The organism is Puniceicoccus vermicola (assembly GCF_014230055.1).
GTDB lineage: Bacteria > Verrucomicrobiota > Verrucomicrobiia > Opitutales > Puniceicoccaceae > Puniceicoccus > Puniceicoccus vermicola.
The window spans coordinates 25,626-49,840 of the sequence record NZ_JACHVA010000118.1 but is presented as its reverse complement, the minus strand read 5'-3'; the positions used below and the strand labels follow the sequence as shown (position 1 = coordinate 49,840).

Annotated in this window: 22 protein-coding genes; 19 read left to right on the top strand and 3 right to left on the bottom strand. The window is 56.2% G+C overall.

What is annotated here, in order from left to right; all coding sequences use genetic code 11:
- Positions 1-121: 121 nt before the first annotated feature.
- Complete coding sequence (gene ychF, locus H5P30_RS15150; RefSeq protein ID WP_185693760.1) at positions 122-1,222, bottom strand: redox-regulated ATPase YchF; 1,101 nt, start codon at positions 1,220-1,222, stop codon at positions 122-124.
- Positions 1,223-1,332: 110 nt separating this feature from the next.
- On the opposite strand from ychF, the gene rpsP reads away from it, so the two are divergent.
- The 3 genes from rpsP to serS all read left to right on the top strand — a co-directional run bounded on the left by rpsP (position 1,333) and on the right by serS (position 4,110).
- Positions 1,333-1,635 carry a 30S ribosomal protein S16 gene (rpsP, locus tag H5P30_RS15145; protein ID WP_185693759.1) on the top strand — a complete coding sequence of 101 codons (303 nt, stop codon included), beginning with the start codon at positions 1,333-1,335 and terminating at the stop codon, positions 1,633-1,635.
- Positions 1,636-1,728: 93 nt separating this feature from the next.
- Positions 1,729-2,649 carry a cation diffusion facilitator family transporter gene (locus H5P30_RS15140; RefSeq protein ID WP_185693758.1) on the top strand — a complete coding sequence of 307 codons (921 nt, stop codon included), beginning with the start codon at positions 1,729-1,731 and terminating at the stop codon, positions 2,647-2,649.
- 186 nt (positions 2,650-2,835) lie between these two features.
- Entirely contained in the window at positions 2,836-4,110 is a 1,275-nt protein-coding gene (serS, locus tag H5P30_RS15135; RefSeq protein WP_185693757.1) for a serine--tRNA ligase, read from the top strand.
- A 533-nt stretch (positions 4,111-4,643) separates the two neighbouring features.
- Here serS and H5P30_RS15130 read toward each other — a convergent pair.
- A complete protein-coding gene (locus tag H5P30_RS15130; protein WP_185693756.1) occupies positions 4,644-5,423 on the bottom strand; it encodes an RluA family pseudouridine synthase in 780 nt (259 codons plus the stop codon).
- Positions 5,424-5,479: 56 nt separating this feature from the next.
- On the opposite strand from H5P30_RS15130, the gene H5P30_RS15125 reads away from it, so the two are divergent.
- The 13 genes from H5P30_RS15125 (at position 5,480) to H5P30_RS15065 (ending at position 19,506) form a co-directional block, all read left to right on the top strand.
- Positions 5,480-7,615 carry a hypothetical protein gene (locus H5P30_RS15125; RefSeq protein WP_185693755.1) on the top strand — a complete coding sequence of 712 codons (2,136 nt, stop codon included), beginning with the start codon at positions 5,480-5,482 and terminating at the stop codon, positions 7,613-7,615.
- A gap of 69 nt (positions 7,616-7,684) precedes the next feature.
- Positions 7,685-8,599 (top strand): helix-turn-helix domain-containing protein, encoded by a 915-nt coding sequence (locus tag H5P30_RS15120; protein ID WP_185693754.1) that lies wholly within the window; start codon positions 7,685-7,687, stop codon positions 8,597-8,599.
- A 16-nt stretch (positions 8,600-8,615) separates the two neighbouring features.
- Positions 8,616-8,966 carry a hypothetical protein gene (locus tag H5P30_RS15115; protein WP_185693753.1) on the top strand — a complete coding sequence of 117 codons (351 nt, stop codon included), beginning with the start codon at positions 8,616-8,618 and terminating at the stop codon, positions 8,964-8,966.
- A gap of 105 nt (positions 8,967-9,071) precedes the next feature.
- Positions 9,072-10,028 carry a transposase gene (locus H5P30_RS15110; protein WP_185693752.1) on the top strand — a complete coding sequence of 319 codons (957 nt, stop codon included), beginning with the start codon at positions 9,072-9,074 and terminating at the stop codon, positions 10,026-10,028.
- A 138-nt stretch (positions 10,029-10,166) separates the two neighbouring features.
- Complete coding sequence (locus tag H5P30_RS15105; protein ID WP_185693751.1) at positions 10,167-10,628, top strand: prepilin-type N-terminal cleavage/methylation domain-containing protein; 462 nt, start codon at positions 10,167-10,169, stop codon at positions 10,626-10,628.
- A complete protein-coding gene (locus H5P30_RS15100; protein WP_185693750.1) occupies positions 10,625-11,227 on the top strand; it encodes a prepilin-type N-terminal cleavage/methylation domain-containing protein in 603 nt (200 codons plus the stop codon). Before H5P30_RS15105 ends, H5P30_RS15100 begins: the two co-directional genes overlap by 4 nt.
- Before the next feature lie 2 nt (positions 11,228-11,229).
- Positions 11,230-12,273 carry a type II secretion system protein GspK gene (locus H5P30_RS15095; RefSeq protein ID WP_185693749.1) on the top strand — a complete coding sequence of 348 codons (1,044 nt, stop codon included), beginning with the start codon at positions 11,230-11,232 and terminating at the stop codon, positions 12,271-12,273.
- Positions 12,274-12,283: 10 nt separating this feature from the next.
- Entirely contained in the window at positions 12,284-13,399 is a 1,116-nt protein-coding gene (locus tag H5P30_RS15090) for a hypothetical protein (protein ID WP_185693748.1), read from the top strand.
- Positions 13,396-13,950: a hypothetical protein gene (locus H5P30_RS15085; RefSeq protein WP_185693747.1), complete on the top strand. Its 555-nt coding sequence runs from the start codon at positions 13,396-13,398 to the stop codon at positions 13,948-13,950. The genes H5P30_RS15090 and H5P30_RS15085 overlap by 4 nt, the downstream gene beginning before the upstream one ends.
- Entirely contained in the window at positions 13,947-16,034 is a 2,088-nt protein-coding gene (locus tag H5P30_RS15080) for a secretin N-terminal domain-containing protein (protein WP_185693746.1), read from the top strand. Before H5P30_RS15085 ends, H5P30_RS15080 begins: the two co-directional genes overlap by 4 nt.
- Positions 16,031-16,555: a hypothetical protein gene (locus H5P30_RS15075; RefSeq protein ID WP_185693745.1), complete on the top strand. Its 525-nt coding sequence runs from the start codon at positions 16,031-16,033 to the stop codon at positions 16,553-16,555. Before H5P30_RS15080 ends, H5P30_RS15075 begins: the two co-directional genes overlap by 4 nt.
- A complete protein-coding gene (locus tag H5P30_RS15070) occupies positions 16,552-18,267 on the top strand; it encodes a GspE/PulE family protein (RefSeq protein WP_185693744.1) in 1,716 nt (571 codons plus the stop codon). The genes H5P30_RS15075 and H5P30_RS15070 overlap by 4 nt, the downstream gene beginning before the upstream one ends.
- Before the next feature lie 12 nt (positions 18,268-18,279).
- Entirely contained in the window at positions 18,280-19,506 is a 1,227-nt protein-coding gene (locus tag H5P30_RS15065; protein WP_185693743.1) for a type II secretion system F family protein, read from the top strand.
- Between the two features lie 229 nt (positions 19,507-19,735).
- Here H5P30_RS15065 and H5P30_RS15060 read toward each other — a convergent pair whose 3' ends face one another.
- Entirely contained in the window at positions 19,736-20,737 is a 1,002-nt protein-coding gene (locus tag H5P30_RS15060) for an NAD(P)/FAD-dependent oxidoreductase (protein ID WP_221774382.1), read from the bottom strand.
- A gap of 179 nt (positions 20,738-20,916) precedes the next feature.
- On the opposite strand from H5P30_RS15060, the gene H5P30_RS15055 reads away from it, so the two are divergent.
- From H5P30_RS15055 to H5P30_RS15045, 3 genes are all read left to right on the top strand, one after another.
- Positions 20,917-21,636, top strand: a complete 720-nt coding sequence (locus H5P30_RS15055; protein WP_185693742.1) for a hypothetical protein — start codon at positions 20,917-20,919, stop codon at positions 21,634-21,636.
- Positions 21,637-21,735: 99 nt separating this feature from the next.
- Complete coding sequence (locus tag H5P30_RS15050) at positions 21,736-23,109, top strand: Y-family DNA polymerase (protein WP_185693741.1); 1,374 nt, start codon at positions 21,736-21,738, stop codon at positions 23,107-23,109.
- A 450-nt stretch (positions 23,110-23,559) separates the two neighbouring features.
- The gene (locus H5P30_RS15045) at positions 23,560-24,213 is read left to right on the top strand and encodes a cytochrome c3 family protein (RefSeq protein WP_185693740.1); all 654 of its coding nucleotides are present in this window, start codon (positions 23,560-23,562) and stop codon (positions 24,211-24,213) included.
- Positions 24,214-24,215: the final 2 nt, after the last annotated feature.

Below are 24,215 nucleotides of genomic sequence, written 5' to 3'. Positions count from 1 at the left end.
CGGGGAGATCTGGCGACCTGATCTCGATGGATCAGGCCGCAGACCAAATCATTCCCTTTACGACCTTCCCGGAGAGACATGGAGGTCTCTGGCTCGGGAGTCCGCAGAGCCCGGGTCTATCCTAGGCGAAGCGGAAGTGAACGACGTCGCCGTCCTCGACCAGATACTCTTTTCCCTCGAGGCGGTAGCGTCCGGCATCCCGGGCGGCTTGGATGCTGCCGGCAGAGATCAGGTCATTGAAGGAAACGACCTCGGCCTTGATGAAGCCTTTCTCAAAATCGGTGTGGATGACACCTGCGCACTGTGGGGCTTTCATCCCGACCCTGTAGGTCCACGCGCGAACTTCCTGAGGGCCAGCGGTCAGGTAGGATGCTAGGCCGAGGAGGTTGTAGGTGTTTTGGATGAGTCCACTGACTCCGGAGTCGGAGACGCCGAGTTCGGATAAATACTCCTTAGCTTCCTCGGGAGAAAAATCGATCAATTCGGACTCGGTTTGGGCACTGATGACGCAGACGCCGGCGTCGCCGCGATCCTTGGCATGCTTGCGCACGGCTTGGACGGTTTCCAGGGAATCCGGGTCCGCCAGGTCGGTGTCGGAGACATTGCAGGCGTAGAGAACCGGAATGGCCGAGAGGAGGTTCAGGCGAGGGAGAATCTCGTCTTCGCCTTCTTCAAGGGGGAGGGTAAAGGCGGCATGGCCCTCGTTGAGATGGGGGGTGAGGCGCTGGATGAGGGCCAGTTGCTTGGCCGCTTCCTTGTCGCCGCCGCGGGCTTTCTTCTGAACCTTGACCTCTTGACTCGAAAGGCTTTGCAGGTCGGCGAGTACGAGCTCGGTTTCAATGACCTCAATGTCGCGCACCGGATCGATTTCGCCCATATTGTGGACGACGTCGGCGTCTTCAAAACAGCGAACCACCTGTACGATCGCGTCGACCTCGCGAATGTTGGCGAGGAATTGATTTCCAAGGCCTTCTCCTTTGCTGGCCCCGGCGACGAGTCCGGCGATATCGACCATCTCAATGGCGGCAGGGATGATCTTCTGGCTGTTCTCAAGCTTGGCCAGAGGCTCGAGACGTTCGTCCGGAACGTTGACCACCCCTACGTTGGGCTCAATGGTGCAGAACGGGTAGTTCTGAGCCTCCGCCTTCCGCGTGCGCGTCAGGGCGTTGAACAGTGTGCTTTTTCCCACATTGGGGAGACCGACGATTCCAGCTTGTAGCATGGACTTTATCCATAGAGAATGATGGCTCCTGTCGAGCGATTCTTTTCATTTCTCTGATAAGCCTTGACAGTTTTTAAGGTTTTCGACTTTCTCCACTCTTTTTTCAAGAAATGGCTCTTAAGATCAGACTCCAAAGACACGGCAACCGTCACAACCCGTTCTATCGGGTAGTCGTTGCAGAGAACACCGCCCGTCGTGACGGCCGGTATGTTGAATTGCTCGGCACCTACGACCCTCAAAACAAGACTGAGGAAAAGCAGTGGAAGCTCGATCTCGATCGAGTCGACTACTGGCAGGAACACGGCGCCAAGCCAACCGACACGGTTCGCAGCTTGATTCGTCGCGCTCGCAAAGCGGCTCCCGAAGCTGCTGCAGCTCCTGCTGGCGAGGAAGCTCCTGCCCAAGAGAGCTAATTGAGTCGGGAGGTGTCCGGACTATTTCCGGGTACTTCTCGAAATCAAGTCGCCACCTCACGCTGCGGTTGTCACCTTGTCTGGTGATTAGTCATGCGCGAGGACAAGCAAGGGTATCGGGTCACGGCGGTCAGCTTCGCGCTGAACCTCGTACTCGGTAGTGCCAAGCTCGGAGCTGGACTCTGGTTCCACTCGAGTGCCTTGCTGGCGGATGGATTACACAGCCTGACGGATCTCGTATCCGATCTGGCTGTTTTTTTTGGTCTGGCCGTAGCCGGGATCCCCGAGGATGAAAATCATCCTTACGGTCACCACAAATTTGCGAGTTTCGCCCAGCTCTTTATCGGAATCCTCCTTTTTGCCCTTTCCGTGGGACTGGTGATCGCGGCGGTGATGGATTTTCAGAGGGATGAGTGGACCACCCCGGGAAGCGGTGCAGTTTGGGTCGCGGGCTTTTCTCTCCTCGCCAAGGAATGTATGTATTGGTGGACCCGTGCGGTCGCGGTCAAGATGCAGTCCGACCTCTTGATGGCCAATGCCTGGCATCATCGAACGGACAGTTTTTCCTCATTGGCGGTTTGTGTGGCACTGGTCGGTATTTGGATCGGTGGCCCTGGCTGGTCTTTTCTCGATCCGCTTCTTTCCTTGGTTCTCGGCGTGTGGTTGATCCGCGAAGCCTTCCGGATCTGTGCCCGTGCCGGAAATGATCTTCTCGATGCGGCCCCGAAGCGAGAGATCGTCGAAGATCTTCGTGAGCACATTCTTCCGATTGAAGGGGCGCGAGCTTATCACGATTTTCGGGCCCGGAAGATCGGGGATTTTTATGAGATCGATCTCCATCTGCAGGTGGACCCCCATATTTCGGTCGAGGAAGGGCATCAAATTGCCAAAGAGGTGAAAGATGAAATTCTTCGCACCCATCCGGAGGTGATTCGAGCCCTCGTTCACCTGGAACCGGCTACCCGCGAACATCTGTTGGAGAAAGGAATCTCCGATGTCCAAGAATCTCAGTAGCGCGGGTACTTGGGCCGAAGCGAGATAACGGAGACTCGGGTAGGCGGAGGTGTGATCGCCGATCAAGCTCCTCACCAACCCGAATGCGCCGTCAAGGTGGGGCAATTTCCCGTTGATCCGAGTCCCCACCGACAATTCCTGAAAATACCGGTTGCCCAAGGCGGTTCGGCTGCTAGAGATTGAGGGATGCTCGACATTCAAAAGCTGAGAGAAAACCCCGAGTGGTTTCGTGGACGCCTGGGCCGTAAGAAATTTTCTGCGGACCTTGATGAGGTGCTGCGCCTCGACGAATCGAGACGCCGGGCGGTAACCGATGCCGAAGCGGCACGGGCGAATCAGAATGCTGCCAACAAGGAAATGGCGGCCTTGAAAAAGGGCTCCGAAGAATTTATGGCGAAAGTCGGAGAGATGAAAAAGCTCTCCGCCGAGACCAAGTCTCTCGAAGCCTCGGCCAAGGAAGCGGACGAAGCCTTTAAGAATGCTTTTATGAAGCTCCCGAATGCGCCGTCGGATGAATCTCCCGATGGTCGGGGAGACGCGGACAACGTCGAAATCCGGCGGAGTGCTCATGATCTCGATTCCTATGCCACGGCGAAGGCTCACTTTGACCTTCCAGGGATCGACAAACTCCTAGATTTCGAGCGCGGGACCAAAGTTTCCGGAGCGGGTTTTCCGTTCTATCGGGGCGATCTGGCTCGGTTTGTTCGGGTGTTGATCGGCGCTTTCCTGGATCACAATGCATCCCGCGGGTATTCCGAAATTGCCGCTCCCTTGGTGGTCAATGCCGACAGTGCCCGGGCAACGGGGCAGCTGCCGGATAAAGAGGGACAGATGTATTCCTGCCGCGAAGAGGAGCTCTACCTCATCCCGACGGCAGAGGTTCCGGTCACGAATTTCTATCGCAACGAGATTATCGGTTCGGCCGATCTTCCCCTTAAGCATTCGGCTTACACCCCTTGTTTTCGCCGGGAGGCGGGAAGCTGGGGCGCTGACGTCCGCGGGCTCAACCGTCTTCACCAGTTCGACAAGGTCGAGATCGTGCGATGGGAGAAACCCGAGGACAGTGAGGCCGCTCATCTCGAGTTGCTCGGCGACGCGGAGGCCATTCTCCAAGCTCTCGACCTTCCGTACCGAGTGTTGGAAATCTGCAGTGGAGACATGGGCTTCCCGCACTTCCGCCAATTCGATTTGGAGGTCTTTGCAGCTGGGCAAAAGCGTTGGCTCGAGGTCTCGAGTTGCAGTAATTTCACCGACTTCCAAGCTCGCCGGGCCAATATTCGTTTCCGTCGTGAAGAAGGAGCCAAGCCAGAGTTCGTTCATACTTTGAACGGTTCCTCCTTGGCGATCCCCCGCGTCCTCGCCGCTCTTTTGGAAAATGGTTTCGACGGGGAATCGTCGGTGCGACTGCCCGAGTTCCTCGCCAGCCGTTTCGGGTCGGATGTCTTGAAGCTGCCGGTCTAAGGAAAAGAGTCCGGCGCACTTTCCGGACTTTTCCAGCATTTCCTTTTTCGCAAATCATTGATCGCCTAAATTTCATGAGAGCGGCTGTCCTCCCGTGTGGATGCTGCTAGCTCTCCCTGGAGCGGAAGCGCGATAGCGATTTCGACAAGGTGAGGCCAGGCAAAGGCCGGATGGGGAAAGGTTGAGACCGTGCTCAGATTCCAGTGGGGCATGGCTTCAGCCTTGTCCGCGCACAACCCAAATGGGATGTCTCTGACCAAGGCTATTCCCTCCGCGTTTCGATTTCGGGGTCTATCTGCTCGGACAAACCGCACCATCGGCCCACAGGAGAAGGAGGGGCTTCGCTTGCGAAATCCGCCGAAGCCTGGAGTGGTTCGACCCCAGTCCGGGCTGACGGCAAGGAGCCAACCCGAAGAAGAATGTGCACAAGGGCGACCTCCCAGAAGGTGGCGCTTCCACACTGCGCCAGTTTCCTGAGTGGCGGGAGAATCTGTCCCTGACTTCTGCCTGTCCTACGGTTGAACCCTCTTCGTCTATGAAGAGGGTTTCTCTCCGACCAGCTGGGCCATATCAGAGGGCAAAGAGGCGACGAGGGCAGGAAGTTCGAGGTTATTCTCCATTGACCAATCTCCGCAGTGCAGGGCTTGTCGATGGAAAGAAAGAGCGTGGGTTAAGCGCTCGGTCCAGCCCTCCCGGCAGAATTCCAGGTACAGAGTCTCGTCGGATCCGTACAGCTTCTCGCCGACGAGGGGATGGCCCATGTGCTGGGCATGTACGCGAATCTGGTGCTTGCGTCCCCCGTCGGTGACGACTTTGCAGAGAGTTTGGCCGTTGAAGGTGCGTAACGGATGGAAGTGGGTGCGGATCTTCGGATCGCGCTCGGTCGGCAGGGCGCGCATCTTGACCCGGACTTCACTCGTCTTGTCCGGGACGATGCGGTTCTCGATGACTTGCGATTCGGCTAGCTCTCCGTGAAGGACCGCGAAATAACTCTTCGTAACCTTGCGAGCCTCGACGCCCATCTGAATCGTGCGGGCGGCTCCCCGGTCTTTGGCAAAAACCACGATGCCGCTTGTTTCACGGTCGAGTCTGCTGACAAGGTGGAGCTTTTCGAGATTGAGGTACCGTTTGGCAGCGCCAACGAGGCTCGACCCGGGTCCCTTTTTCGAGGGGTGGCAGACGAGCCAACCGGGCTTGTCGACAGCGAGGACCCGATCATTTTCGAAGAGGATGGATTCGATAAATTCGCTTTCCGCAATCTCGGGAGCGTCGACTTGGACGGCGCGGGGATCGGGGATGATGGGGTTACTCATCGCTTGATCTGTTTTGAGGCTTTTATCAGGCAAGGGTTTTGCATCATAGTAAATCCATGGACCACTCGAACGATACCGCCAAGCCTCATCTGTGGAAGTTCCGCAAGGTGGGGAAGACATTTCAAGTCCAGCTGGAGTCACCTGACGATTTGAGGCATCTCAGGGAATTGGATCCAAAGTTATGGGTGGCCTTGAGTTGTCCGGTGGATGGGCTGGAGATCGATCGAAATACTCTCGCACTCATTGATGCGGATGGAGATGGACGCGTTCGCCTGGAGGAGGTAATTACCGCGGTCGAGTGGACTCTGCATCGGATGGGGGATCCCAGTGCTCTTTTCAATGGTGGCGATCTTCCGATTGATGCGATTTCTTCGGAAACGCCGGAGGGGAAAGCGATCACCATCTCGGCCCGCCAAATTCTGGAGAACACCAATGATCCGAATCCGGTGGACATTTCCGTCGGGGAAGCCGCGAACACGCGCGCGATATTTGGCCAGTCGAGGTTCAATGGGGATGGTATCATTGCCCGCGATGCGGTTGGGGACGAAGATTTGGGCCAAACCTTTGATGACATTATCAAAGTGAAGGGTTCGGTGCCCGACCTCAGTGGCCAACCGGGAATTGATTCGACCCGGGTGAAGGAATTTTTCGCCGAGCTCAGAAGTTATAACGAATGGTGGACTCAAGGGGAGAAGAGCTCGGCAGAGGAGGGCGAGGTCTTTCCATTGGGCTCCGAGACTCCGCCAGCATTTCAGGCCTTGGTCGCGGTAGAGAAAAAGATCGACGACTATTTTGCCCGCTGTCGATTGGCCAGTTTCGATGATCGGGCGTTGGATGCTCTCAATCGTGAGGCATCGCTCTTCGAGGCTGTCGCTAAAGAGGACTTCTCCATCTCACGCGCGGAAATTGTCGACCTGCCGCTTGCGAAAGTGGGTCCGCTTCAAGAGCTTCCGCTGCAGTCGGGAATCAACCCCGAATGGGCCGCTCGGATGAGCCAATTGCAGTCCAAGGTCTTGGGGCCGCTGCCGCTCGAGATTGGCGACACGCTCACGGCAAAGGAGTGGAGTGGGGTGAAAGAGGCATTCTCCCGCTACCGGAGTTGGCACGAATCCAAGCCTCCTGCGGCGGTTGAGGTTCTGGGAGTCGACCGGATTCGGAGCCTCATTGAATCGGATCAGGAATCCAGATTTCAGGAAATTCTTGCCGAAGAGGCGGCGTTGGCCGAACGAATGAAGGCTGTCACGGAGGTGGAGAAACTGGCCCGGATGAATCGTGACCTGATCCGAGTCCTACGCAACTTCGTGAACTTCGATGACTTCTACGAAGAGAATGAGGAGGCTATATTTCAGGCGGGAGTCCTTTACCTCGACGGACGGGAATGTCGACTATGCCTGAAAATCGAAGATCCGAACAAGCATGCACCGCTGGGAGGTTTGGCACGGGCCTTTCTCGCATATTGCGAATGCCGCCGAAAAGACTCCCCGAATAAATTTTACATCGCCGCGGTTTTTTCCGCTGGCGACTCTTCGAACCTCCTCGTCGGCCGTAATGGAGTCTTTCTCGATAAAAAAGGAAAGCTCTGGGATTCGACCGTCGTGAAAATCGTAGAGAACCCCATCAGCATTCACGAGGCCTTCTTCTTGCCCTATGTGCGAATCGGTCGGTTCATCAGCGAACAGGTCGAGAAATGGGCGACCTCCCGCGACAAGGCGATGCAGGAAAAAATGCAAACCGGAGTGACTCAGGTGAGTGCCAAGCCGAAAGGGCCCCCTCAGATGGGGCAGATCGGTGGAATCGCCGCCATGCTGGCAGCAGGAGGGATCGCTCTCGGTGCCGTCGGAGCAGGATTGGCCTCGCTCTTCTCAACTTTGGGAGAACTGCGCTATTGGGAGCTGCCCCTCGTTTTCGTCGGATTAATCCTTCTCGTTTCCCTTCCCTCCATGTTCATTGCCTGGATGCGTCTGCGAAAGAGGACCCTCGGTCCATTGCTGGACGCGGCCGGGTGGGCGGTTAACGGGAAAACCTTGATTAGCTTCCGCCTCGGGAAGTTGCTGACCCGACGGGCCACCCTTCCTCCGGGGGCGACCATCGAATTGGTCGGCGGAGCTGCGGCGCGGACCTGGCTTTGGGTGCTGCTCGGTCTCACTGTGGTGGCATCAGCGCTGGGTTGGGGCTTTATCCTCTTTCTGTAAAACGATTTCCGAAACTTCTCACTTTTGTTTTGCGCAGGGCACCGACCCCTCTCAATCTACTTTTCCAACATGGCGACAAACGGGATGGATACATTGGGCAGTCAGCTTGAAGAGGCACGAAAGAAAAAAGGTGTCTCCCTGCGTGAGGCTTCAGAAGCAACGAAAATTCGGATGGAATATCTGTCCCAATTTGAAGGCGACGACTTTGATATTCCACTCCCTCCGATCTATCAACGCGGCTTCGTAAAGATCTACGCCCGCTATCTGGGCGAGGACCCCGCTTGGTACGCTTCCGAAATTCAGGCCCGCCTGAACCGTAAGCAGGCGATTCAGACGAAGAATGACGTCCGCGCCTCTCTCGGCCAAATGGATTTGGCCTCCCGCCGCCGTCGCCAACAGACACCTTCCGCAGAGGGAGAGGGTGGGGCCGCCGTCGTCGAAGATGGTCCGGTGGAAGAAAAGCAACGCTGGGGCATGCCTCGGATTAAGATGCCGAACCTCCGCTCCAACAGCAGTGAAGTTGAGCCGGAGTATGATGACTTTGAAGAGTCCGGCGAACCCCTGGACCGTACCTTTTACATGAAGGTAGCCGCAATCGTCGGTTCGGTGACTGTTGCCGTGGTTCTCTTGATTGCCCTGGCTAAACTCATTCTCTCCGGAGGCGAAGAAACGCCAATAAATCCCGATTTGGCAAATGACTCAAACTCGGCACAAATCGTAGGAGCCGATCCAGCCGCGCCTTCCGCCGCCCAATCAGAGATCACCCTTCGCGCAACCGACGGCACGACCTATGTGCAGGTGAAAGATGCCGAGACCCAAAAAGTGTTAGGCCAATTTCCTCTAAATGCCGGCCAAAGCCGCACCGTTTCGGCCGATGGGGAGGTGATTATTCTCTACACCCAAGGAGAATTTCTGGAAGTTGAACGCGGAGGAGAAACCTTCGCACCAACCCGTTCGGGAACCGGCAAAATTCGAATCCAATAGTTAAGGAAAATCGTCGATGGATGAGGAAGTCAAAGAGCTGCAGGAAAACCTGAAAGAAAAGGAATCCCAGCAGGAACTCTTCGAAAAAAAAGTCTTCCTCATTGGCGAGTTACACACCCGTCGCGCTCTTCTCGCGAACCGATTGGGGCGGGTGAAAAGTGAATCGATGATGCGTCATGACGATGTCGAACACGAAGCCCGCAAGGAAGCAGAAGAACTCGGAGAGGAGATGGCCGGCATCTCAAAATCAATCACGGATTTCCGCCCAAAATCTCTGGATGATCTAAAATCTTTCCAAACGTCGACGCTCGAGCGGTTTGACGAGATGGAGAAGAAGATCGCCGTAGCGGAATCGAAACTGAGTTGATACGAATAGGCGATTTGCCACTTGGCAAACCTTATTGTAGGATGTTATTATATAACAGTTCTAAAAAATTAACGGATATTTGAATCCAAAAGTTATATCGGTATTATGGGTAGGAGAAGACATAAGGAATCGGACCAATTGGCGTATCATCATCTGATGAGTCGGACAGTGAATGGGGAGGCTCTCTTTGGTGACCGGGAGAGGGAGGTTTTGCGGAAGATGATTTGGCAGGTGGCTGATTTTTCTGGGGTTCGGGTGGTTACTTATGCGGTCATGAAGAACCATTTCCATATTTTGGTGGAGGTGCCGCCAGCAGGGACGGAGGTTTCGGATGCGGAGTTGGTTCGGCGGTATCGGAAGCTGTATCCTAAGCCTACTCCCTGGAATCCAATGCCTGCGGAGGTTTTGGAGGGGCATTTGAAGGATGACTTTCTTGATGGGAGGGAGTTGCGGAAGGAGCTGACCCGCCGGATGCATGATGTTTCGGAGTTTATGCGGACTCTGAAGCTCCGTTTTACGCTTTGGTTCAATCGCTCACGGGATCGGTTTGGGCCGCTTTGGTCGGCTCGTTTTAAGAGTGTTTTGGTCGAAGGGGATCGTTGGGCGCTACGGACGGTGGCGGCCTATATTGACTTGAACGCGGTTCGGGCGGGGTTGGTTTCGGATCCTAAGGATTATCGGTTTTGTGGGTATGCGGAGGCTCTTGGAGGTGGCCGATTGGCTCGGGCTGGGCTCTCTGTGGTGGATAAGGACCTGGCGGGGTATCGGCAGACTTTGTATGGGGCTGGCGGTGGTGAGAAAGAAGGGAAAGCGTCTATTTCTCACGAGGAGGCGGTGCGGGTTTTGCAAGAGGAGAAAGGGAAGTTGCCCTTGTCTGTGGTTTTGCGGTGCCGGGTGCGGTATTTCTCGGACGGGATGGTGCTGGGATCAGAGGAATTTGTGAGAAAGACCTTGGAAGACGAACCGGACGGGAAGCGAAATCGAAGGCCTCATTCTCTGCGAGGGAGCGACTGGAAGGGGCTGGCTGTGGGGACTGGCTTGCGGAAACGGTTGTTTCAGTAGGTTTTTGGGGGGAGGGCTTGTGAGTTTAACTTCCTCATTCTTTTGGCAGTAGATCGGATTGCAGTTTGACGAGGGCTGTGGCCGATAATCTTTGTTGATCCTCTTGTTCGACTGGCATTCAATCCGCGTAGATGTTCTATGCAGTGCCCTGAGTTAGTTTTGCGGCGTAACGGCCGGGGATTTACGCTACCCGAGGTGCTATTGGCGCTGGCTCTTTTGACGGTCGCTGCTGTTGCTGTCGGGGGGGCTGTTCGTTCTTCGCTGAACTTGTTGGGGCGAGCGCGAGAGGTCCGGCAGCCTCCGATCGGCTGGAGTGTTGCCCGGGATCAGGTTCTACTGGCAGAGAGTCGGGAGGAACTTGAGGAAGGGGACCGGATGAATCTGCCGAATGGCGATAGGGTTCGTTGGAGCGCGAATCTCGATGAGACGGAGATCCCCGATCTCTTTATGGTTGAGTTGGAGATTGAGGCGGGGGATCGGGAATCGAAAGAGAGGCTCTTTCTCTTTCGGCCTGACTGGTCCGTTTCGGTGGATCGGGGACCGTTGATGGATGATGCGAGGCGCGAGATTCAGAAGCGTCTGGATGAGGTAAATCGATGAGAGGGAGCGGGCGCAATGGATTCACCTTGGTCGAGGTGCTGATTGCTTTGGCATTGTCGGCTGCGATCTTTGCTGCGGCTTTGAATCTACTACTTGGCATCGTGGGAGCGTGGGAAAAGGCCCGAGCGGGCGATCTTCGGGCTGATGAGGATTTTCGTCTCTTTTCGTTCCTCCGCACTTATCTCGAGACTTCAGACGAAGAGGGGCTTGAAGTCAGGAATCTACCCGGAGATCGAGGGGAGATGTGGCTAACCTTTTCCATTGAGAACAGTCCATTGACCCGGGCTCTTTCGGAGGAGTGGTCCACTGAGAAATTTGCTTTGGTGACCGACCGGGATGCAATCCGTCTGGTGCCGGTGGTCGGAGATCAGGAGGATCGCCCCCGTATTGACGATGGCCTCGCCCTGTTCTCTGAGGGAGTCGAGCTTGAGTATTGGAACTGGGATGAAGATCGGGAGCGTTGGGAGGATGTTGAGCGATTGGAAGCTAGAGGAGTTCAGGAAGTTGAGGTGCCTCGGTACTTGCTGGTTCATTTTCCAGACGAGACGATCCGATGGATCAAATTAGGAAATGCTGAGGGAGATCTGGCGCTATGGTAAGAATGAATTTTCGCCAAGGCGGAGTTTTGCTGGTGGTACTCGGGGTTCTGGCGGCGATGGGGATGGTGGTTTCACTCTTGGCGAGTTATGCTCTTGAGCGATCCCTGCTTGCAGAGACCCGGGGTGGGGAGTCCCGGTCGGGAGTTGGATTGAGGCTTTCAAGCGCGATTGAAGCGGGCATGGCTTCGCTCCATGCGTTTGAGGAGATTGCGGAAGGGTTGCACGATCCTTCCGAGGGCTGGGGGCGGCCTGCTGAACTTCTGAGCGGCTGGCCGACGGAATTGGACGGGATTGAGGTGCAGATCTTTGATGAATCGAATCGTCCCGGTTTATCTCTTCTCGGGGAGGATCAACTACTGGATCTTTTAGAGGAATCGGGTTTCTCGAAGGGGGAAGCCTCGGAATTGCGGGATTTGCTTCTCGATTGGATGGATGAGGATGATGACGAGCGTTACCAAGGTCGGGAGAACTCGAATCTGGGACGCGGTCGTGATCCCTGGGTGCCGAATCGAATGCCAAAGTCCTGGAATGAGATTTGGTCGATTCCGGAGTGGGGGGAAGCGGCCTTCGACGGGCAAGGTGCGCTTTTGCCTTGGGCAGAGGAGTTTTCCTCGCGTTTCAGTCTCGATCACGATTCTCCAGCCAACATCAATTCGGTAGATCGGGAAATGGTGGAATGGTTGCACGATGCCGATGTCATTTCTTACCCGAGCTGGCTCGATGAGCGGGATGGTATCGATAATGAAGAGGGAACCGAAAATGATCGGGTTTTGACCGAATTGCCGGGAGGCGAGGACGGAGAGATGGGTGAACTTTTCTCGTCGGAAAGTCAGGTTCTTCGAATTCGCGCAAGTCTCCTCGTGGGCGAACGCTATGTTTGGAAGGAAGCCTGGATCGCGAAGGATTCCGAAGGTGAAGAACAAGAAGGTCAGCGTCCTGAACCCGTGAACTCGGAAGAGGGTGAAGCTGCCTGGGGGAATTGGAAACTCATCGATGTGCGGGAAGGGCTGTCCTTGGTTCTTGATGATGAGAAAAAAGAAGGGTAACTTTCCTGACATGAACGAGAAAGGAAAGAAAGGAGAAGGAGGACGCGTCGTCTTGGCGGCGAGTCGTCATTTCGTCTTTCAATCCTTCGAGCCAGTGGAAGGGATCCTGCCCAATGAGGCGGAGGAAGCCGCGGTCCTGGCATTTGAGGAAGAGCTCCCGTTTCCCGGGGAACAGGTGGCGATTGGTGTCTACTCGGATGTGGCGGGACGCGTGGCAGTATGGGGGTGCGATCGATCGGTGCTTCCCGAATGCGGAGGGGACGAGTTCCTCTTGCCGGAGTTTTTTCCGCTTTTGGGATGGAGCCGGAAAAACGGAACAATCGAGTATCTCGAAACGTTAGAGGGCGGTTGTCTGCTTTTCTTTGAGACGGGAGGAGTCATCCCGTCGGAAGTTATCGGCCTACAAAGCGCACCCGACAGTCCTGAATTTCGCTCAGAAGTGGAGTCTTCCTTTGAATTTTTGGGGCGGAAATTTTTGGGCATTGATTCGTTGACGAAGGTTTCGATTCAGAAAGTTTCGGCAGATTCCCGGGATCGATTTGTGGCGGTGGTTTTGTATCCGGACGGGGAGGAACGTTCGTGGTCGGTGGCGGATGAATCGCTGTGGAAAGCAGACCTGCGCCCGACCGAAGAGATCCAGAAATTCAGGACGGACAAGAAGTCGGCTGAACGCATTTGGGTCGGGGCCCGGATCGCTGCGGCCTTCATTCTCTTCTTGATCGTGGGTCAAGGTCTGCTCTGGGGGCTTGATTACTGGGTCGACGGGAAGGAATCGACCCAACGTCAATTGGCCCCGCGGGTCCGTTCGGTTGAGGAGAGAGCCGATCTCGCCGCGCGGCTGAATGATTTGGGCGAGTCGCGGGTGTCGGTCTTCGAGCGACTGGGAGATTTGAATCTGGTGCGGCCGGATGGAATTCAATTTCTGGATGTGACGTTCGATGAGCCGGACACCTTTCGGGTCGAAGGTCGCGTAACCAATGTCCGGGTGCTGAATGAATTTGTTGAGCGGTTGAAGAGCGACGAGCGCTTCTCCTTGACCGACGCCCCGCCACCGCGTACTCGCGATGGAAGGGTAGAGTTTGAGCTGTCGGTCCGCGTACCGAATCAGGGGGGAGCTCAGGGATGAATATCCGGGAACGGTTTTTTCGATTGAGCCTGCGCGAGCGTTTGATCGCGGTGGTTCTTCTTCTGGGAGTGGGAATCTTCTGGGCGTCTTCGATGTTGTCCGGCTATCGCGCGCTCATGGAGCGAAACCAGCGGGCTTCCGCAGAATTGGAGTTTCAGAAGACCGTCCTTTCGCGCGAGGATTCAGTTGAGGAGGAAATCGCTTCCCGCTTGGAGAGGATGGAGGCCCAGCGCACCCTGACGGCTTCTTCTTTCGTAGAGGCGGTAGACCAGTTTTCACGGGGTGTCGGACTCCGCCCCGATATGGATCCGGTGGAAACGATGAGCGGAGAGATGGTTTCGGTTCATCGGCTCGAGCTCTACTTCGACAATGTGGCAATTGTTCCGCTGATTGACTTTATTCGACGCTTGGAAAATGACGGCATTCCCGTTTCGATCGACTCGATGCTGCTTTCCGTTAACGAGAGATCGCCGGAGCGTCTTGACGTCTCCCTGCGCCTTGATGGCTTTGAATTTAATACCGGGCCAACCGGTTTAGCCTCCGCTCCATGAATCGTTTCTGCAAAATCCTATTTCTCTCTTTGATGGGGCTGATATTGATCGGCCCCGTAGCCCTCCGCGCTCAGCAGCCGGATCCGTTTCTCTTCGTCGATGCAGACATCGATACCGTTTTCCAGGAATTGGAGAGTCTGACAGGCCGATCCATTTTGCGCCCTCAGTCGATCCCCGCGATCCAGATCACCTTTCTCCCGAATCAGCCTCTGACCGAGGAGGAGAAAATCGTCGCCTTGGAGAGTCTGTTGAGTCTCAACGGCATCTCGCTGGTTGAGCTCTCGGAGAAGTTTTTGAAGGCGGTCCCCAGTGCTTCGATCATGAGCGAGGCCCCGACCTTGATTGTCGGATCCACGCTTGATCGGGAGCCGACGGAGGCCGTGTATGCGAAAATCTTTAAACTGGATTTTCTCACCGCCGAAGAAGCCACAACCGCAATCCAGCCGATCCTGGGAGGGGGGGGGCTCTTGTCGCTTCAGAAATCCAACTGGCTTTTGGTGACGGATTCGCTGACGAATTTGCAGAGGATCGAAACGATCCTCGACCAGATCGATAAGAAGCAGGCTTCGAAGGAAGAGGTGCGTTTCTTCCAGATCCGAAATATGCCTGCTGCGGATCTTCAGCAGAGTCTGGAGTCTTTTGCCAGTGGACCGCTGTCCCGGTATTTCTCCGGCAATACCGTCATCACCTCGGTCGAGCGGTCGAACCAGTTGGTCGTCGTCGCCCATCCGGATAGTATGGAGATGATCGAGAAGCTCATCGGAGAGTTCGATGTGGATGTTAAGCCACTGACCTCAAGCAAGGTTTTCTACATCCGTCACGCGATTGCGGAGGAGATCGCAACAGTGATTGAACAGCTGGTTTCGAACCAGCGGGAGAAAGAAGACGACGAGGTTACCGTCGACCGAGAGGGATCTCGCAACGAGGGTCCTTTGGGCTCGGCTCCCAACGCCCAAGGGCAGACGACCGTTGAGACATCGCGGACGACTCCGGAGGCAGCGGCTTTGGCCACCGCCGCGGTTGCGAAGAACGCCGGGCGAATGCAGTTCAGCCAATTTGCGAGCTTGGTTTTCGACGAACGCAGTAATGCCGTGATCGTATACGGGACGGATAGTGACATCGAGCAGATTGGGAAATTGATCGATCAGATCGATATCCTCCTCGCTCAGGTCCGCATCGAGGTCGTGATCGTTGAAGTGACCCTGGATGAGGACCAAGTGCGGGGCATTGATGCTTTCGGGATCCAGTACAATACCAACGGAGAGAATACTCTTAGCTTGGCCAACAACGGTGATGGCGGTCAGATCCCACTCAACATTGGTGGGTTGGCTGTGACTGCGTTGACTCTGCCCGATTTCTCAATGCAGACCGTATTCAACGTAGCCCGCGGGAATGGGGATGTCACCGTCCTCTCGGCACCGACGGTGATGACGACTCACAATCGTGAGGCTCATATCATCGTCGCGGAAACCCGGCCGATCGTAACGGGCTCGGTCATTAGTAATGATTCCAGTGCGACTCGCAGTAATGTGGAGTTTAAGGACATCGGGATTGAATTGACGGTGAAGCCCCTGATCGCCGAGACCGGGGTCATCCAGATGGAAATTCTCCAGACGGTGGAGAACATTGTTTCGATCATTTCCGATTCGGACAACCCGGATCTCAACGGTCAGCCGATCATTGGTACCCGAGAGGCAGAGTCTTTTGTCAGTGTGAAAGATCAGGAAATTATCGTCCTCGGAGGATTGCAGGAGCGGCAGCGAACTCTGGCCAAGAACAAATTGGCGGTCCTGGGAAATCTGCCCATTCTGGGGGACTGGCTCTTCACTCGCCGGACGGCTCAGGTTCGCACGCGCGAACTGCTGATCTTTATTAAGCCGAACGTTATGCTCGCACCTTCGGAGGCCAATCGGGATGCCATTCGTATGCTCGAAAATTTGGATGAGAAGGAGTCGGTGAAGAACTACCTTGAGAAGGGAGAGTTCGATTCGATGAAGATCCCGCGCATCAACCCCGACGTCGATGCGGTGGAGCCGATCGACAAGCAGATCGAGAACGAGACGGGAGAGGGGCCAGAGGAATGAGGAGGCTGCTGTCAGCCAGTTGCCTTCTTCTGGTGGGAGTCTCGCTGTGGGCGGAGACGGACTCCATTGAAAGCTTGGTAGAGCGTTCTCCCTTCTTACCGCACGGTTATCGCAAGTCTGAACCACCGCGTGAGCAAACATCGAGAGCTCCGGTCGCTGCGGCTGCGAGTCGCTTTGAATTGATTGGCGTTGTTGCCAAGGATGGGGAAGTGACGGTTTCGCTACGCCGCCGAGGAGAGAAGCGGGGGACATGGTTGGCTCCGGGCGAGTCGATCGAAGATGTGAAATTTATTCAATTTCATCTGGTCCGTCGGGAGGCAGTCGTCGAGACCGGTGGACGTCGAGAAACCATCCCTTTGAAGGCTCCGACCGTTACCGGTGAAATTCCGGCTGTGATCCCTCCACCGCCGGGAAGGGGAGGCTTTCCGACTTCTTCCTCGGCTGCGCCTAAACCGCAGGACGATGGCAATAGTTCGGTAAAGATTCCCGTTCGCCGTCGGGTAATCGTTCCCCAGAAATGAGCGGATCCGAACCAGAAGTCGTCTCGGAAGGTGTCGTTTCCGAGGAGGGGTTGTTGAAGGCCCTGGGAATCGAGTCCGACGAAGAATGGTTTGGCTGTGACCGATTGGGGAAGATTCGATACCTTTCGGAAAGACTGGGAATTTCAGAGAATGAGACTTCACGCCGGGTTGCGGCGGTCGCCAATCTCCCTTTCGTGGAGGACTTCGTCGTCGACGAGGACGCTCTTGTCGCCGTGCCGAGCAAGCTTCTGCACTCGCTGCAGTTCCTTCCGGTGAAACAGGATGAGGACTCTGAGGAAGGATTTTCCCTCGAGACGATGGTGGTGTGGCCGTTGAGCCCGTTGGAGAAACGCTGGATCCGCACTCTGAGCGGACGCTGGCCCACGGTCAAAATGAGCACACTCGACAAGGTGAGTGAGCGCATCACGGAACGATATGGAGTCGGTTCGGCAAGCCTTGAAGGCCAGCAGTCTTTGACCTCTCTGGAGGACGAAGAGGAGGTTGAAGACGAAGACGCCGCGGTGATCCGCTTCGTGAATGAGGTGATCCGACAGGCGTTGGAGAGCCGCGCCACGGATATTCATTTTGAACCTCATCGGGAAAAGCTGGCGATTCGCTATCGGATCGATGGCGAGCTGACCAAAGTGGCGGTCCCGGAAAATCTGCAAAGCTTTCAGGCCGCGATCATTTCTCGAATCAAGATCATGGCCCACCTGAATATTTCTGAGAGGCGTCGCCCTCAGGATGGCCGGATCGGATTCCATTTCGGCAAGGATGAGATTGATATTCGTATCTCAACCTTCCCCACACTTTACGGGGAAAGCGTCAGCTTGCGTTTGCTGAACCAGAAGAGTCAGGCCATGAGCGTCGATGATCTCGGCCTCCGGGAGTTTGAGAAGAATATCGTCGGGGAAGTCTTGAGGCGCCCCAACGGGATCATTTTGGTGACGGGTCCCACGGGGTCGGGGAAATCGACCTCGCTAAATGCATTCATCCGCATGATTCACTCGCCGAGCAAGCGGATCATGACGGTGGAGGATCCCGTTGAATATGAAGTGCCCGGCGTCAATCAGACTCAGATCCGCGAGGACCTAGGGCTGACCTTTGCGCGCTCGCTACGGCATATCTTGCGGCAGGATCCGGATATCATTATGGTCGGGGAAATTCGGGACCGCGACACGGCGGAGATCGCGATTCGTGCTTCTCTGACCGGGCACCTCGTGCTTTCTACGCTTCACACCAATGATGCCCCCGGGGCACTTACCCGGCTAATCGACATGGAGATCGAGCCCTTCCTGATCGCTTCGAGTGTCGAGCTCGTTATCGCTCAGCGCTTGGTTCGGCGACTCTGTTCGCACTGCTCGGAGAAGCGTCCGGTGCCTTCGGAAAGAGCTCTGGCGATGCGGCGCATGCTCGACTTGTCCCTTGAGGGATTTGATGCCGAGAACTTAGAGCTCACCTATCCGGTGGGTTGCGAATGGTGTCGTGGCCTGGGTTATCGCGGTCGTGTTGGAGTTTTTGAAATGCTGCAGGTCCAGAGAGCTGCGCATGATTTGGTCCTTGAGCGAGCGTCTTCCAAGAAAATCCGCGAGGCGGCGGTGGGTGATGGCATGAAGACGCTGCAACAAAGCGCTTGGGATCTGATGTTGTCAGGAATTTCATCTCCTGAAGAAGCGCTGCGGCACGTTCGCACAATGGAAGAGGACTCTTAGTCATCCGCATCGATGGCAAAGTTTAGCTATACGGCGCGAGACGCTTCCGGCCAGTCAACCCGTGGAGAGGTCGAGGCCTCGGACCGAGTACAGGCCACTCGAAGGCTACGGGGCATGGGGCTGCGTCCGACGAGTATTCAGGAAGCGGTTTCGAAAAAGCGAACGACTCAGAAGGAGAAATCCGGCAAGAAAGTGGCACCCCCAGGGGATGTGCAGGTGGATGCCTTCCTGAAAATGCTCTTGGGTCTGGTGAAAGGGGGAATGGCCATCGGAGATGCTGTGCGCAACCTGCGAGACCGCGCGACTTCTCCGCGATTGCAAAGCCTCGCGGCAGCGGTGTGGGCGAGGTTGAGTGATGGATCTACCTTGGGCCAGGCTCTCAAGGATGCGGCCCCGGGCCGGAGTCGTGATACCATGAATACGGTCATCGAGATCGGCGAGCAGACCGGAAACCTTCCACCAATCCTCGAGGAGTTGTTGGCTCAGCGGGACGAGAGCCGCGACGTGCGACGAAAGCTCATCGGGAGTCTGCTGTATCCGACATTTTTGTTCGGCATGGCGCTGGCCGTGGCGGCGTTTCTTTTATTCTTTTTGATGCCGCGGGTCCAATCCACTGTCGAAGGATTGGGTTCGGGGCTTTCTCCCTTTGCGGCCTTTTTGATTGGGGCCTCCAATGTCCTCCTGCTGGCAGCTCCCATCCTGGCGGTCACGGTATTGATTGCCTTTTTGATTTCTTTGGTCGTGCGCCGGACGCCCGAGGGGCGGTTCAAGTATGACCGATTCTTGCTGAAGGTTCCGATCGTGGGAGCGATTGTTCGTGATTCGGAAGTTTACCGTCTCTGCAGTATTCTTTCCTTGCTGCTCGGGAGCGGAATCCACGCATCGCAGGCTTTTTCGCTGACCCGACAGGCAATCCGGAATCTGGAGCTACGCAGGCGTTTTGAAGAAGTGCGTAACCTCGTGAATGAGGGTGCCTCGGTGGCCGTCTCCTTGCAACAGCACGGCCTGCTCAATCCGACGGCCTCCGACCTCTTGAAGGTGGGCGAGGAGACCGGAGAACTCTCTTCCGGGTTTGAGACCCTGCGGGAAGAATACCGCGAGTCGTTGAGCAATCGACTCCGCAATCTGACGATCATTGTCTCTGGAGCGGCGATCGGGGGAGCCTTTCTCTTTGTGACCATGGTCGCCTTGGCGGTGGTCACGTCAATTTTCCAAGTCGGGAATTCGATCGGGTTGTAGGGCGGTCCTTTTTTTGAAAAAGATGCGAGATGCTCTCAGCGGGAGTATGGATGCAGCATCGAGGCAGTTGAGAGATGCCGAGCGGGAGAGTTCTATACGGAAGGTTTAGAGCACCGGATTTCCAGCACGAGGAGCTCCTATTATTTCGAAGTTTTTGAATGAGTGAGGCATAAAAAGTAGCACAGGCTGCCAGCCTGTGTTTCCCGCTCGGAAAAGGCCTCGCCAGAGCCTAGAAAAGAAAGGAGTGGTGAGCGGCGACTCCGACGGTGACGCCATCTGCGGTCGCCCAAGTGGCATTTTGTTTCGGCCGGGCAATGTCTCCGGCGGCAAAAACTCCGGGGACGGTGGTCATGCGCTCTTCGTTGGTCTTAATGAATTCCCCGAACGGACCTTCCTCGAATTCGCAGCCGAGCTGTTGGGCCAGATCGCTATTCTGGCGGGTTGCCGGTGCGATGTAGAGGGCGTCTACGGGAGAGTGGCGTCCATCTTCTAGTTCCAAATAGGCCAGCGATTCTCCTTCTCCCTGAAGAGCGGTGACGGGAGCGGGTTCGATCTCGATCCCGCGTTCGTGCAATTGTGCCAGGGACTCCTCCTCTGGCTGGGATTCTCCATTGAGGTAGAGGGTGGTGGGACCCCAGTCCGAGACGACAATGGCTTGGAGAATGGAGATCGAGGATAGATAGAGGACGCCCAAATGACGGTCGCTGAACTCATACCCGTGGCAGTAAGGGCAGTGGAGGACCGTCTTGCCCCAGCGCTCTTGAAGGCCGGGTATGGTCGGGAGCTGGTCGGAGAGGCCGTAGGCAAGAATGAGTCGGGAGGATTTGAACGTGCGCTCGGTGGATAATTTTACCGAGAAACCGTCGGGGATCGCTTTTGCCTCCACTGCGCGTTTGTCGATGAAATGAACCGAAGGGTAGGAGGTAAGCTGTTTACGAGCTCGGGTGAGAATGGTCTGTGGGTCGACCCCATCCATTCCGAGGAGGCCATGGGAGTGGTCTGCAAAGCGGTTGCGGGGTGAGCCCTTATCGACGATGCAGACTGATCGACGAGCGCGGGCGATGTACAAGGCGGCGCTCAATCCAGCGAAACTGCCTCCAATGATGATAACGTCAAAATCCATGATGGCGGCAAGGGGCAGGTCGTTGCGGAAAACAACGAGTGAATAAGGGGTTGGGAGGCATGGGTAATTTTTCGTGGGGGGAATCTCAGGCAATGATCGATGCATCATCCTGATCAACGAGGAATAAGGGTGAATGGGATCTGGAGTAGCGGAGGGGCGTCGTAAAGTACAGCATTAGGAAAAGTTGTGACATGTCGATTCCGGAGCGAGTGTTTCGGTGAATCAAAATAGAGTTAGGTTTCATTTCTCGCTTGCCTGAAATAGTGAACAAAATATCACTATAAATCATGAGCCTCTCTTCTCGTTCCTTTGACCAAATCTGCACCGAAGTGAGGGCTCGGTTTCCCTCGGCTTTTTCGTCAACACGGAGAGGCTCGGAGGAGACGGGCGAGGACCTCTCTTCCTGGATTCGGGGTTGCATCGAGACTCCGGGGTTAACGCAGGTGACGACTCGACCTCGAAGGACTTCGGGAAGCTTGGAGGTGCTTCTGGAATTGGTGGAGGAGACACAGCGCCGCCGTCTGCGCATGGTTTGGGTGGATCCCTGCAACTGCCTCGACCCAGTGACGGCGTTTGATCGCTCCTACCCGCACCTGTTGTGGACGCGCGGGGGCGGCCTGTCAGAGGCGATTCGCGTTGCGGATACTGTCTTGCGAGACGAGAATTTCCCCTTTGTCTGCCTGGATGGAGTCCTCTTGTCGGCAGAAGAGTGGAAGAGGGTGCCGTTGAATCGCTGGTACCGATTGCAACGCCTGGCGCAGCGGAAGGGGGCCAGTCTGATCCTTTGGACGCCGCCAATGGTGGTTCCGGCAGCGACTCAGCGTTGGCACCTCTCTGCAGATTGGGCTTTTCCCGACTGCTTCAATGCGTCCCGAGAGGATTTGAGGGGCGGAATTTCACTCGTTTCCGCCGATGGACAAGCTGCGACTCAGGACGCCGGTCCTGCTGATGGAGGGCCATTCGTTTCGGCGATGGGCAGGGAGATCGGATCCGAGAAGGCAGGATGAGGGAGACGCGGTGAGGTGTTTGCGGTTATCCGAATTCCCAATTTTCCTCTGGAGGCTGCTCTTTGGCGTCAGGAGGAGGATTCGCCATCTCCTTGCGCTGTGGCAGTGCGAGAGGATCGAACGTCCGTGTTGGCCTGTGTCGACGATGAGGCACGGAAGCAAGGAGTCGCCCCGGGGATGTCCACGGCGCGGGCTCTGGCGCGGTGTTCGCATCTGGCCGTCTTGGAGAAGAACCCGTCGGCGGAAGAGTCGGCGATGGGATGGCTGATTGCTCTCGGTTTCGGGGTCTCTCCTCGAGTTGAGGCGACTGCCGCCGGAGAGGTTACAGTCGATCTGCGCGGGGTGAAGAATCTTGAGGAGATGGCCGGGCAGATTGCGGACCGGGCAGATCGGGCCGGGATCGCGATCCGGGTGGGCATTTCGGACACTCCGGAGCGAGCCCAGTGGGCGTCTTACGGGAGGTCACATCTTTCCCATGCGGTGACGGATGAAGGGCTTTTCGGGGGGATGGGGCTTCACGAGATTCCATTGCCGGCAGAGATTCTCAGGCGCTTGCGGGAGTGGGGGTTGACCTGTCTTCTCGAGTTCGTCCGCTTTGCCAAAGGGGCTGTTGCCAGCCGTCTCGGGCCTGAAGGGGTTCTCCTCTGGGAGCGGATGAAAGGACGCCGTGCCCGGCTGCTGACCGTCATTGAGGAGCCCCCTGTCTTTCGGCGGGAGATGGAGTTGGAGCATCGGGTCGAGACCCTCGATCAGGCTCTGTTCATCATTCGTCGCTTGTTGGAAGAGGTTTGTTCCTCGCTCCTGGCTGCAGGAAAGATCGCCCGCTCTTTGGAGCTTTTCTGGCGCACGGAGGCCAAGGTTGAAGGAGGCCATGGCTTTGCGCTCCCGGAAGCCACGGCACGCGTGACCCCGCTCTTTGCCATGATCGAGGCGTATCTCTCGGGGGTGCGGACAGAGGCGGCACTCCAGCTCATCGGTCTCGAGGCTGAACCGGGCGATCCACTCCCCGAGCAGCGGGACTTTTTCGAGATTTCGGCGAAGAGCCCCTTTCAGTTTCAAGAAACGGTGGGAAGGATTCAGGGCTTTCTCGGCGAGGAAAAGGTAGGAGTCCCCGTCCGCGAGCCCACCCATCATCCCGACGCCTGCGAGCTGGTGCCCGCCTCGACCCGAATCCAGGTTGAAGAGGGAGCCATGACGTACGGGAAGAACCTCGGGCCCGCCTTGCGACGCTTCCGTCCTCCGCGGCCCATTGAGGTCTGGTGTGAGGAGGGGAGGCCGGTGCGTTGTATCTGGAAGCGCTCGTCTCATCGCATCCAGGCCGTACGGGGCCCGTGGCGCATCTCCGGAGATTGGTGGGATCCTCGCTACCGATGGTCGCAGGAGGAGTGGGATGTCGAGTGGGGTAGCCAGTTCTTCTGTCGATTGGTTCGTGTTCCCAGCGGAAAATGGCGCTGGGAGGGGGTGTATGATTAGCAGAAATACTAATCTTTTTTGAGAGGTTGTCGGATGGCATCCGACTTGCTAGCTTCCAGACCCGTGAAAAGCCTTCTCCGATTTCTCGCAGCCTCTTTATTAATAAGACTGAATCTCAGTAGCAAGTTTTTTCAAAGATCTTTGAACAAAAGGGTTGCTTGGGGAGAAAACGGGCCTCTAACGTTTTTTAGTAGTTTCCTTTATGCCCTCCATCATTCCTGAGGAGGGCTTTCGCACTTTTATTTATCAACCTGAGATCTCCGAGAATTGAAACGGTCATCCTTTTTAGGACGCTTGGCAGCCGGCATAGGCGCAGTCTTGCTCTTCACCCGTACCGGGGCTTCGGCACGGCCGGAGAACGGTTCGGTGTCGAATCCTGCCACCAACGCTCACTTTCGCCCGGCACCACGCCAGGTCCAGCGCCCGGAAGGGGATTTCCAGTAGAATCTCATGGCTAACGTCTTCCCCTCCTGGATAAACCGAGCCCCACTCCGAATCATTGGCTGCCTATTGCTAGTGGTCGGTGGGATCATCTCTGGTATCTACTATTACATGACGCCGAAGTGGGCGCGGGTTGGATACGAGCCGGTGCAGCCGGTGGCATTCAGCCACGACATTCACGTCTCCCAATTGGGGATGGATTGCCGTTACTGCCACACTTTTGTCGATCGCTCCGAGCACTCGAACGTGCCGGCGACGAACACCTGCATGGCCTGCCACAGCATGGTGCAGACGGATTCTCCGGCATTGCAGCCCGTGCGTGATAGTTATGCGAACGGTGAGCCGATCCCCTGGGTTCGCGTTCACAAGACTCCGGATTACGTATTTTTCAACCACTCCGTGCACGTGAATCGCGGAGTCAGCTGCGTGGAGTGTCACGGACAGGTCAACGAAATGGAAACGGTATACCACGCCAAGCCACTTTCGATGGCCTTCTGCTTGGATTGTCACCGCAATCCGGAGAAGCACATTCGCCCCTTGGACAAAGTTTACGACCTCACCTGGAAGCCCGAGTCGGAAAAGGCTCAGCTGGAAATGGGTGAGGAGCTCGTTCAGCACTGGAAAGTCAACCCACCGGAGTCCTGCTCTGGTTGCCACCGATGAAG

Excerpts from the sequence above, each read along its gene's own strand:
- ychF (WP_185693760.1), bottom strand. The coding sequence starts at position 1,222 with ATGCTACAAGCTGGAATCGTCGGTCTCCCCAATGTGGGAAAAAGCACA.
- rpsP (WP_185693759.1), top strand. The coding sequence starts at position 1,333 with ATGGCTCTTAAGATCAGACTCCAAAGACACGGCAACCGTCACAACCCG.
- H5P30_RS15140 (WP_185693758.1), top strand. The coding sequence starts at position 1,729 with ATGCGCGAGGACAAGCAAGGGTATCGGGTCACGGCGGTCAGCTTCGCG.
- serS (WP_185693757.1), top strand. The coding sequence starts at position 2,836 with ATGCTCGACATTCAAAAGCTGAGAGAAAACCCCGAGTGGTTTCGTGGA.
- H5P30_RS15130 (WP_185693756.1), bottom strand. The coding sequence starts at position 5,423 with ATGAGTAACCCCATCATCCCCGATCCCCGCGCCGTCCAAGTCGACGCT.
- H5P30_RS15125 (WP_185693755.1), top strand. The coding sequence starts at position 5,480 with ATGGACCACTCGAACGATACCGCCAAGCCTCATCTGTGGAAGTTCCGC.
- H5P30_RS15120 (WP_185693754.1), top strand. The coding sequence starts at position 7,685 with ATGGCGACAAACGGGATGGATACATTGGGCAGTCAGCTTGAAGAGGCA.
- H5P30_RS15115 (WP_185693753.1), top strand. The coding sequence starts at position 8,616 with ATGGATGAGGAAGTCAAAGAGCTGCAGGAAAACCTGAAAGAAAAGGAA.
- H5P30_RS15110 (WP_185693752.1), top strand. The coding sequence starts at position 9,072 with ATGGGTAGGAGAAGACATAAGGAATCGGACCAATTGGCGTATCATCAT.
- H5P30_RS15105 (WP_185693751.1), top strand. The coding sequence starts at position 10,167 with ATGCAGTGCCCTGAGTTAGTTTTGCGGCGTAACGGCCGGGGATTTACG.
- H5P30_RS15100 (WP_185693750.1), top strand. The coding sequence starts at position 10,625 with ATGAGAGGGAGCGGGCGCAATGGATTCACCTTGGTCGAGGTGCTGATT.
- H5P30_RS15095 (WP_185693749.1), top strand. The coding sequence starts at position 11,230 with ATGAATTTTCGCCAAGGCGGAGTTTTGCTGGTGGTACTCGGGGTTCTG.
- H5P30_RS15090 (WP_185693748.1), top strand. The coding sequence starts at position 12,284 with ATGAACGAGAAAGGAAAGAAAGGAGAAGGAGGACGCGTCGTCTTGGCG.
- H5P30_RS15085 (WP_185693747.1), top strand. The coding sequence starts at position 13,396 with ATGAATATCCGGGAACGGTTTTTTCGATTGAGCCTGCGCGAGCGTTTG.
- H5P30_RS15080 (WP_185693746.1), top strand. The coding sequence starts at position 13,947 with ATGAATCGTTTCTGCAAAATCCTATTTCTCTCTTTGATGGGGCTGATA.
- H5P30_RS15075 (WP_185693745.1), top strand. The coding sequence starts at position 16,031 with ATGAGGAGGCTGCTGTCAGCCAGTTGCCTTCTTCTGGTGGGAGTCTCG.
- H5P30_RS15070 (WP_185693744.1), top strand. The coding sequence starts at position 16,552 with ATGAGCGGATCCGAACCAGAAGTCGTCTCGGAAGGTGTCGTTTCCGAG.
- H5P30_RS15065 (WP_185693743.1), top strand. The coding sequence starts at position 18,280 with ATGGCAAAGTTTAGCTATACGGCGCGAGACGCTTCCGGCCAGTCAACC.
- H5P30_RS15060 (WP_221774382.1), bottom strand. The coding sequence starts at position 20,737 with ATGATGCATCGATCATTGCCTGAGATTCCCCCCACGAAAAATTACCCA.
- H5P30_RS15055 (WP_185693742.1), top strand. The coding sequence starts at position 20,917 with ATGAGCCTCTCTTCTCGTTCCTTTGACCAAATCTGCACCGAAGTGAGG.
- H5P30_RS15045 (WP_185693740.1), top strand. The coding sequence starts at position 23,560 with ATGGCTAACGTCTTCCCCTCCTGGATAAACCGAGCCCCACTCCGAATC.